Origin of the sequence: Nostoc sp. (assembly GCF_036918015.1) — a bacterium.
In the GTDB taxonomy this organism is placed as follows: Bacteria; Cyanobacteriota; Cyanobacteriia; order Cyanobacteriales; family Nostocaceae; genus Nostoc.
Map to the genome: position 1 here is coordinate 1 of NZ_JBALEO010000022.1, position 9,924 is coordinate 9,924.

At 44.6% G+C, this 9,924-nt stretch carries 7 protein-coding genes; 1 reads left to right on the forward strand and 6 read right to left on the reverse strand.

Annotated features, from left to right (window positions below):
• Nucleotides 1–82: 82 nt before the first annotated feature.
• Nucleotides 83–994, reverse strand: coding sequence for a hypothetical protein (locus tag V7K61_RS05695; protein ID WP_335051741.1), 912 nt, complete (start codon nt 992–994; stop codon nt 83–85).
• A 35-nt stretch (nt 995–1,029) separates the two neighbouring features.
• Here V7K61_RS05695 and V7K61_RS05700 point away from each other — a divergent pair, with 35 nt between their 5' ends.
• On the forward strand, nt 1,030–1,161 hold the full coding sequence (locus V7K61_RS05700; protein ID WP_258169890.1) for a hypothetical protein: 132 nt from the start codon (nt 1,030–1,032) through the stop codon (nt 1,159–1,161).
• A 171-nt stretch (nt 1,162–1,332) separates the two neighbouring features.
• On the opposite strand, the gene V7K61_RS05705 is transcribed toward V7K61_RS05700, so the two are convergent.
• From V7K61_RS05705 to V7K61_RS05725, 5 genes are all read right to left on the reverse strand, one after another.
• Nucleotides 1,333–3,027, reverse strand: a complete 1,695-nt coding sequence (locus V7K61_RS05705) for an alpha/beta hydrolase (protein WP_335051744.1) — start codon at nt 3,025–3,027, stop codon at nt 1,333–1,335.
• Between the two features lie 36 nt (nt 3,028–3,063).
• Nucleotides 3,064–4,452, reverse strand: a complete 1,389-nt coding sequence (locus V7K61_RS05710; protein ID WP_335051746.1) for an ABC transporter permease — start codon at nt 4,450–4,452, stop codon at nt 3,064–3,066.
• Nucleotides 4,362–5,528: an ABC transporter permease gene (locus V7K61_RS05715; protein ID WP_335051748.1), complete on the reverse strand. Its 1,167-nt coding sequence runs from the start codon at nt 5,526–5,528 to the stop codon at nt 4,362–4,364. Before V7K61_RS05715 ends, V7K61_RS05710 begins: the two co-directional genes overlap by 91 nt.
• Before the next feature lie 122 nt (nt 5,529–5,650).
• On the reverse strand, nt 5,651–7,630 hold the full coding sequence (locus V7K61_RS05720) for an ATP-binding cassette domain-containing protein (RefSeq protein WP_335051750.1): 1,980 nt from the start codon (nt 7,628–7,630) through the stop codon (nt 5,651–5,653).
• 171 nt (nt 7,631–7,801) lie between these two features.
• Nucleotides 7,802–9,148 carry an HlyD family secretion protein gene (locus V7K61_RS05725; protein WP_335051752.1) on the reverse strand — a complete coding sequence of 449 codons (1,347 nt, stop codon included), beginning with the start codon at nt 9,146–9,148 and terminating at the stop codon, nt 7,802–7,804.
• Between the last annotated feature and the right edge of the window lie 776 nt (nt 9,149–9,924).

The window sequence follows — 9,924 nt, forward strand, 5'->3', positions numbered from 1 at the left end:
GTTTGAGGAGATGATGTTTTGCTGACTAATTTAAGCTTTTGAGACTTAGTGTAACTACCAATGTAAAGTTTTGTATCAACATTCAACATTTCTGGTATTTTGCCAACACGAAGGGATTACGCTGCAACTCGGCAAGTTCTCTAGCTTTTTCTTCGGTGGGTTTGCTCAAATCTTGTTTGACTGCTTCTTCTGAGTACCAAATGGTAAATTGCCAACTATTATCATAGCTGGTAGCTTTGGCGTTACCTCGATTCCCGATTACCGCTTGGGGAAACTCATAGTCACCGCAGGGTATTAAGTTTTTGAGTTCCGACTTTTTAATGCCTTTAATTGAGGAACGATCCATAATAATGTCGTATCCTTTGGCATCAGTCAAATTGGCATCGGGCAGGAAAGTACCTTTGGATAAGAAGCTGGTTTTTGGGCACTGAGAATTATCTGGTTCAGCCCAATTACTTCTCCAGGCAAACCGAAATTGAAATGGACAATTGCCTTCTCCTCCCAATTGTTTGGCAAGTTGAGGCGAAATCTTGCCATGACAGTCTCCTGTTTTATAATGAGCATACTGTGGATCTTCAAAGTCCACTATTTTGACTCGTAGCCCTGTAAAAGTTTCTGAGCCTTTGTAGCAATTACTAACTAGTAAAGAACCATAGCGACAGGCAGTATCCGGTTCTGTAGCGAATAAGCGTCTAATTTTTTTATGCAGTGAACCATCAGCAAAGTAATAACTATTGCCAGAACTGAAAGCTAACTTGCGTCGGATTCCATCCTGAAAGGTTCTTTGTCTTAAATGGTTAGCATCTGGATTTTTACTGTCAATTTTAACCAGTAGTAGAGATTGTAAATCTTCTGCTTCAAACATCTGTTCAAGCAGAGAATTTTTAATGATTTCTGGTTCAGATAAATATCTCCCCTTACCATTGTTATACGACCCATCAAAGATAGGTATGCTCAGACCAGAACCTTCTAAGACTCTAGTGGTTAAATCCATTACCAATAATCTATTAGATAGCTTATCTAGCAAGCATGAGACTCCAATATTCACCTTGGCACGAAATTACACTCGATAAAATCATCCAAGTGGATAATTTACTGATTTCATGGCAGACGGTATTTTATACGGTATTAGCTCTGCTAGCAGACTTCCAAGAAAGTTAAATAGCTGAACAGTGCTTTTAATCACAAATCGATACTACCCAGTCGGAAGTACAGTTTTGTAACGGGGATTTAGAACAAGACTTACATAGTTGCTTATTTTTTGAACCGGGGGACTTAAACCCACCGAATTTGGTAAAAAGTAAAAAGAAAGAATACTTAATTATTTAATTCTCATTTCTTACGAACTAATCCCTGGGGAAATCCTGGTGGTAGCGACCTGACGAAATAGACCTTGACTGGTTCATTCCGATTTGAGTTTTTCACATAAGATGTACTTAGAAAAGGACGATATTGAGTCTGGTGAGCAAGATATACTTTCATGAAAGCTGTACTAAAAGCCTGAAAATGAGTGCGTCCCAATTCTGGATCGCGTCCAGAGAAAGCAGAGAAACGGTTAGAAGATGGTAAAATTACGCTACTCACACCAGCAATCAAATCAGTATGAGTTCCTTTGTCACCAATACCCAAATACTTTTCTTTGGTAGTCAACCAAGAAAATGCTTGTACTTGTTCCAACAAGGCGGGAGTAAACGTGTCTGAGGCTCCACCAGCAATGACTACGGGAATTTCGATTCGGCTCAGACCTGCTTGCCCAAGAAGACTACTCGTGACTGGATTGAGAGCAATCACAGCTTTAACTCGGCGATCGCGTAAATCTAGGTTGCTTAAGTTTTGTTGTATCTGTTCATAATCAGGAGAATTTTTTCCCAGTGCTAAAGCACGACACTGCAACAACAACGACATATTGACCGGATCAGATTCAGATTTACAATCTTTGTGCAACTGATTAATATTGATGCGTGCGCCAGCTAAAACTAAGGCTGTGTAACCACCGAAAGATTGTCCAATCACACCGACTTGTTGAACGTTGATTTTTCCTTGTAGCCACGGATCAGATGTTGAACGCTGTTCTAATTGATTAAGTACAAACGTTACGTCTAAAGGTCGGTCAATTAATTCTGTGTCTGCAAATACTTGTTGGCTTTTCCCTGTGAGTAGTGCTTCCATTTGGAGAGAATCACTACCAGGATGCTGAGGAACAACAACAGCAAATCCATAGGATGCTAAATTTTCTGCCAAGTAAGCAAAGCTCTCACGATCAGAACCTAGACCATGAGAAATGACTACAACTGGTGCAGGTGTTTGACTTTGAGGTAAATAGATATCTGTCTGAATGACTCTAGTTTTAATACTTCCAGTCAGAGATTTACGATTAGTATCCACAAAGGCGATCGCTCTTTTCTCCCAAGTAAACGATCCTGACTTGTTGTATAACTCCGGTAATTTTGAGATATCTACAGGTGGTTCAGTCGATATTTCTGTATTAGACTGTTGCTCAATTACAGAGAGAGCTTGACTTGTCTCCTTGTTCAGAGTTGAAAGTTTATTCATCAGTGCAAAAAGCTCTTCAGTGTTAATCCGAATACTCTGTGAAGGGAAGTAGCGCATCGTATTCAGGAGTGTTAATCCCTCTGGATCGGCCGCCGCTAGAATCAACGCCGCACGAATTGCATAAAAACCGTTTTGTCTTGAATCTGTTTGAATCAATTCACCCGCAGATTTTAACATCGATTCTCCAATTTCTGAATAGAGAAATTGAGAAACTGCTACGGGACTTAATTTTTGTTTTTCAGTCAAAACCTGACGGAGTTGAGCAATATCGTCTGGTTTGAGGTACTTTTTATATGATGCTAGTTCACTGGTAATTTTACCTTCTTGAGCATAAGTTTTTAAATCAGTAACAGGAAGAGAAAATTCTAAAAGACTGTAAGAAAATTTGATTTGTTCAGCACCGAGAGCTGGCATCATTCCCATGCTCAACATCCCAATAATAGTACCGACCCAAGCAGGAATTTTAAGTTTCATAGTATCGTGTGAATGAGTAATTTGACCGTACCAATTTTACGTTAATTGATTGCGAAATTTCCGAATGCTCAATGCCAGTAGCACGATCGCAAACACTAACAGAATCAGCACTTGAGACCATAACTCTGCCAGCCCAACTCCTTTTAATATCACCCCACGACAAACTTCGATGTAGTAACGCAGTGGATCAAGATAAGTAAACCACTGCACATAGGTTGGCATGGAGGCAACGGGTGAATTACCTCCAGATAGGAGTATAAGTGGTGGGCTAATAAAGAACGAGATCAGCTGCGCCTGTTGCTCGCTTTTGACGTAGCAAGCAATCATGATGCCAATACTAATTCCTACCAAAAAATAGAGCACTGAGATACTCAAAAAGACTAGAAGATTGCCTCGAAAGGGTAAATTGAAAGCAATTTTTCCGACCGTGATTGCAATCACAGCATCGAAGGTCATCAGAACCAGTAGGGGTGCAATTTTTGCCATGATGACTTCGGTATTAGAAGCAGGTGTCATCAGCAGTTGTTCGATTGTTCCTGCTTCTTTCTCATGCACCACTAAGGAAGCTGCGGCTTGAAGACCAATCGTAGTTAGCAAAATGCCAATGGTTCCAGTGACGATGAACCAAGAACCTTCTAAGCCGGGATTGTAGAAGACCGTGGTTACAAGTTGAACTTGATTGCGTTGTAGGGTTGCATTAGCTCCTGAGCTTTCCGATTGAGCCAGAGCATTGGTCGTAAGTGTCGAATCCCCATCTGAACTATCCCCCTTGCTCCCAGCTAAGAGCCCCTTTTCCTTTTTTTCAATGGGATTAGTGGCAGTTATTCCTGTGCCTTGACGACGTTGATTGCTAGCCAAACGTCGCGAGTTGTAGTCACCCACCAACTGACTCAAATAGCCAGAAGCAATACTAGCAGTATTGGCATCTACGGCATCCAAGAGTGCCTGCACTTGCGTCGGGCGTTGGCGGGCAAGGTCGCGATCAAATTCCGAGGGAACGGTGATGCCAACAGTCAGATTGCCTTTCGCTAAATCTGCTGTCATATCCTGCTCATTGGCGTAATACTGAGCAATATCAAAGGCGCTGCTTTGACTAAACAGTTCAAGAAATTCTCGTGAAGCCCGGCTATGGCTATAGTCGGTGATGCCAACCCGCAGGTTTTCAAACGTTGGGTTCAGCGAAGACCCGAACAGTACCACCAGAAGAGTAGGTGATATCAAGATTTGAATCAATAACTGGGGATTGTGCAGAATTTGCGAAACTTCTTTGCGAAAAAGTGCCCAAAAGCGGCTGCCTAAAATGCGATCGAAGAAAGTTTTCATCAGATTATGCCTCACGTTTCTACCTGCATTTTCTGCAATTTTCGCCACGCCAGAAAGAAAAATAAGCTTGTCAACGCGGCTAATGCCAGCATCGGACTCCACACGCCGAGCCAACCTACGCCACGCACATAAGCATCGCGCGTTAGCAAAATATAGTAAGTGGCAGGCACAAGCGCGGAAATCCAGCGAATGTAGATTGGAATATTAGAAATCGGGTAAATATACCCAGAAAATTGCAGAGATAGTAAGAAAGCCGTCATGGAGACAAACTGAATAACGGCACTCTGAGTGCTGGAATTGGCACCCAGAAAAATACCCCACAGGACAACGCAGGCAATATACAGTGCCGACCCAACGATAACAGGTGTCGGATCTCCAACAAACCATAGCCCGAAAAAGCCCCACGACTCGACATTGGTGAGCAGCACTTCTGCCATACCCACTAACCAAAAGGCAGCGGCTTTGCCCAACAAATACTCTGCTCCCGTCATGCTAGAGGCATAAATTTGAGTAATCGTATTCTGTTCACGTTCTTTTGCGGTCGCTAGCCCTGCTAGTAATGCTGGAAACAGCGTCACTGTAATTGCCAGTGCTCCGGGTCCAATGTATTTCAAAGTTTCCAGACCGGGGTTATACCAGAGCCGGGTCTGTAGGGTGACTGGAGTCGCAGAGCCAGAGGGGCGTGAATTTTCGGCGATCGGATTGGTGGTGGACGAACTGGGCGATCGCAGGTTTTCGGTGAAGGCGTTGGTCGTTGCTCTAGCATAAGCCCGCACAAGGTTAGCCGTATTCGCATCAGTGCCATCTACCAACACTTGCACTTGAGCTTCTCGCTCAGGTCGCCGCAGATCGCTCGTGAACTCTGGTGGAATAATGACCCCAGCAGCAGCCTGTCCGGTGTCCAGCAGCTGAGGTATATTAACTGTTGATCCTTGGGCAACCAGTTTAAATTTGTTGGTGCGCTCAAAAGTGGAAATATACTCGCGGCTGATCCGGGTGCTATCTAAGTCTTGAATCGCAATGTTGATGCGATTGACATCAAGGGAGGTCGAAAAGCCAAACACCAAGAGTAGTACCAAGGGTAAGCCTAGTGCCATAACCAACGTCAGGCGATCGCGTGCCAATTGAGTCAGTTCTTTAATGATTTGAGCAATGATGCGTTTTGATCGGATTGCCATAATACCAATTCGTAATTCGTAGTTCGTAATTCGTAATTCGTAATTAAGAAAGTCTTACTTAGTCTGGGTTTCAGAGTTTGTAATTGTTTCATTATTTTCGTTAAATGGTATAAGGATTCTCCCTAATCTGTGGGGACATCAAGACCGCGTTGCCGCGCTTGCTCCACCACACTAATGAACACATCTTCTAACGAGAACTCAATTTCACGATGGCTCTGTACGTCAACGCCATCTTCCTTGAGCCACTGTTCGACTTGAGGCACTTGCGTTTGGAGATCATCTAGTACGGTGTGCAAGCGATCGCCAAAAATCGAGACTTGTGAGCGATCGAAGTGTTGTTTGAGCAGGTCTGAAGCTTGCTGCAAAGGGGCACACTCCCACTCGACTAATTGCCCCGGTTGGGCATCTTTGACTTGACGCGGAGAGCCTTGGGCAACCAATTCTCCCGCCACCATAAAACCCAAACGATGGCACTGCTCCGCCTCTTCTAAGTAATGAGTGGTGACTAAAATTGCCATGCCATTGCGAGCAAACTCATTGATCCAGCGCCAAAATTGCCGTCGTGCCAGGGGATCTACACCCGATGTGGGTTCATCGAGAAACAGAATCTTGGGTTCGTGCATGACTGAGGCACCAAAGGCAACCCGTTGCTTCCAACCACCGGGGAGATCGACGGTCATCATATTGCCTTGACCGACCAGATCGCTCATTTCTAGCACCCATTGTTTTTTGGCGCGACGATTGCCAAGGGGAATGCCATAAACACCGCAGTAAAAATCCAGGTTTTGGTCGATCGTTAGATCGTCATAGAGCGTGAATTTTTGCGACATATAGCCAATTTTTTGACGCACCGACGCACTGCGTAATGCGCCCGTTGCACCTGCGAGTGAAACCTTGCCAGAACTAGCGGGCAACAATCCACACAAAATTTTAATCGCAGTTGTCTTTCCGGCACCGTTAGCGCCTAATAACCCAAACACTTCACCATATTGAATGTCTAGGTTGAGGTCGTTAATGGCATGGAAATCTCCAAATACTTTGTTGAGATGTTCTGCCCCGATCGCCGTTCCCGTAGATTTCGCTTGTCGATCGATACGCGGATATTCGCCAGCCGCCGCATCACCTTTGAGATCGCGTAGCCTTGATACAAAGGTATTTTCAAGCGTGGGCGAATCAGTATTAACGTTCTCGACCTGAATCTGCTGCTGTTCTAAGATTCGGTAAATATCCTTCGTGGTTTGCTGGGGTTGGGCAGTCAGCACATCAAGGTGATCGCCAAAGCGTTGCACATCAGAAATGGTTTCTCGAAAATCAACATTCTTGGTGAGCGTATCTTCTGCCTGATCCAGTTGAGCAACAGGCAAAAATACCTCTAATCGCTGCACTCCTAAGCTTGCCTTCACCTTAGCCGGCGTGTCGCTCTGCTGAATCTTGCCCTCATACATAAAGGCAATGCGGTCACAGCGCTCCGCCTCGTCTAGGTAGGGCGTTGCAACCACAGTGGTAATGCCTTCCGTACTCGCAAGCTGCGCCAAAATATCCCAAAACTCTCGCCGCGAGACGGGATCAACGCCTGTCGTCGGCTCGTCAAGCAAGACCACTCGTGGATTGTGGATCAGCGTACAGCACAAAGCAAGTTTTTGTTTCATGCCGCCCGAAAGTTTTCCGGCTAAACGGTCTTTAAAGCGGGTTAAGTCTAGTAAACCAAAATAGCGATCGCTGCGAGTCTTAAGGTCGGCATCACTCACTTCTCGCAAGCCTGCGGCATATTTCAGGTTCTCCAAAACACTCATATCTAGGTAAAGGCTGAAGCGCTGAGTTAGATAGCCCATCTGGGGGCGTACCTCTCTCGGTGCCGCTCCCAATACTTCAACAATGCCGCTAGTTTGAGGCATCACGCCTGATAAAATCTGAAACGTAGTTGTTTTACCTGCACCATCGGGACCAATTAACCCAAATATCTCACCGGGAAAGACATCTAGATTAAGCTCTGCGACGGCTTCATCCGCGTGTTTTCCGTAGCGGTGGCTCAAATCACGGATGGAGATAATCGGTGCATTTGGGCGCTGAGTCTTAGCCCGTGCGGGAAGTGTTTGTGTCATGGCTTAAATAATTCGTAATTCGTAATTCGTAATTCGTAATTCGTAGTTCTTACCCCCCGACTGTTCGCGCAGCGTTCCGTAGGAAAGTCGCTTTCTCTGAAAAAAGGAATAATGTTTTTTTATCTCCATCAATAAATTGAGTTGCTCTGTCCATTAATTACGAATTACGAATTACGAATTAGTAATTATTTGGTCAGGCATCAGCGTAGACGATCGCTTCGGCTTAGATTCTGGTAGAAGAATCCGCCCGTCCGCAGGCATCCCTTGCTTTGCTTTTCCCTGTCCATTGTTGTTAAGGGTGAGTTCGACACCAAACACCTGTGTCACCCGGTCTTTCTTGAAATAGGTGTTCTCTGGAGTAAAGCTTGCTTTGGGATCAATCCGGGTGATCGTTGCTGCCAACGGCTGATCGGGAAACGAATCAAGATAGACCTGTGCCGATTGTCCCAGTTTGATCTGACCGATTTTCCCTTCTTCGACAAAGCCACGCAGGTAAAGCTTCTGCTGATTTACCAGTGTCAAGAGCGGTGCGCCTGCGGCAACAACTTCGCCTGGTTCTATCGATCGCGTAATTACATCTCCCGCGATCGGACTCTTAATCACCAGATAATTCAAATTTGCCTGAATCTGTGCTTGGGTTGCTAAAGCATCCCGGACTTCCTGCTGCGATACCGCAGTGTCAGTCTTGGCTTGGTCAATCTGTTTCTGCACCTGAAGTTCCGCAGCTGCACGAATCGGAGTATTTTGCTGCGTTGCCTGCGCTTGAGTAAGTCGTCCGCCGGCTGACTTTACCTGCTGTTGAGCAGCAGAAACCTTCGCCCGGTTCGCGCCCAAAATAGCATTATCATCATCAAGCTGTTGTGCTGCTACTGCTCCTTCGGCATACAGTAGGCTAGTACGGCGTTGTTTTGACTGTGCCTGCACTGAATTAGCTTGAGCTTCAGCTAAATTAGAACGCGCTTCGTAGACGGTATTCTCTGCTTCTAATACACGCCCCTGGCTGTCTTGAGTAGATTGGTCGGTCGTTAAGCTGGCTTGTTTAAGCTGTGCTTGCAATACAGGCAATTGTTGACGGGCACTCTGCAATCGTTCTTCGGCAGCGCGCACTCGTGCGATCGCTCCCTGCAACTGAGCGCGTAAGTCAGAATCATCAATTTGTACGAGGATTTGACCGGATTTTACAGTATCGCCTTCTCGCGCAGAGACTTGGGCAACTCGACCGCCAATCTTGGCAGAGACATCAGTTTCGTAGCCTTCAATCCGTCCACTCAGAGGCAGTCCTCCGGCATCAGGATCGTAAAAAAACAGACGGTAAACGCCATACCCTACTCCTGCGAGGAGCGCGATCGCCCCAATAATTAGCAAAGGTCTGGGAATCTTCTGCCAAGGTTTCTGTTTTACAGGGTCAGGCTTAGTGGGTTGCTTAGTAGGTTGCTCTGGTTGGGTAGGTTCATGCTCCTTAGTAACCTTGCCATTTTTCTGAAGGTCATTTTGCGGATCAGTTTGGCTTTGCGTCATTAGAATTACCAAGCTAAAGAATAGGGAGAGATGGATAATATTTCAAGGATGTGGAAATGGGAAGTGTGGCTTAAGAAGTAAGAAGTAAAAATATAATCCCCATAAATAAATTTAGGGTATTTAATAAGGACATATTATTTCTCTCTGCGAGACGCTACGCGTTAAGCGTAGCTATGCCACAGGCTTTACGCTCAGCGCGCCTCGAAATAAATGTTTTTATTTCATTCCATAAATAAATTTAGGCGGCTCACAACCATTTTTCTTTTTCTTTCTTTTGCCTTTTAACTTTTAACTTTTGCCTTGTTCTGCCGACTGCGATCAACCGTGAAGCATCACGATCGGTTTTCCTTTAGCTGCACTGATGTAGCTTAATTGGGCACTGTCAGACGCTTTAAATGTTTTCCTTTTTCTGTATATTAACTCTCGAACTTCGCAAATTTTCTGATTAGTTTTCTGAAATATCATTAAAACAGAAAGCATCAAATACTTCTTGTATCTTGCTAGGTAAATAAGTTCATTTTTAGCTACCACTTTTGAATGTTTTCTGAATATCTGTATAACTTATACATAAACTAAAACATTTACTCAAACATAATATTTGACCGTGAAACGTTATACTTAATATTTGTTTGTTTGCAGATTTACGAGGGCTAACGCCGTTGATTTGGGGTCATGTTAATCCCAGAAATGTTGAATGTTGATACAAAACTTTACATTGGTAGTTACACTAAGTCTCAAAAGCTTAAATTAGTCAGCAAAACATCATCTCCTCAAAC

Bases quoted from the DNA above. Each gene is read 5' to 3' on its own strand.
- V7K61_RS05700 (WP_258169890.1), top strand. From the start codon at position 1,030: ATGAGACTCCAATATTCACCTTGGCACGAAATTACACTCGATAAAATC.
- V7K61_RS05705 (WP_335051744.1), bottom strand. From the start codon at position 3,027: ATGAAACTTAAAATTCCTGCTTGGGTCGGTACTATTATTGGGATGTTG.
- V7K61_RS05695 (WP_335051741.1), bottom strand. From the start codon at position 994: ATGGATTTAACCACTAGAGTCTTAGAAGGTTCTGGTCTGAGCATACCT.
- V7K61_RS05725 (WP_335051752.1), bottom strand. From the start codon at position 9,148: ATGACGCAAAGCCAAACTGATCCGCAAAATGACCTTCAGAAAAATGGC.
- V7K61_RS05720 (WP_335051750.1), bottom strand. From the start codon at position 7,630: ATGACACAAACACTTCCCGCACGGGCTAAGACTCAGCGCCCAAATGCA.
- V7K61_RS05715 (WP_335051748.1), bottom strand. From the start codon at position 5,528: ATGGCAATCCGATCAAAACGCATCATTGCTCAAATCATTAAAGAACTG.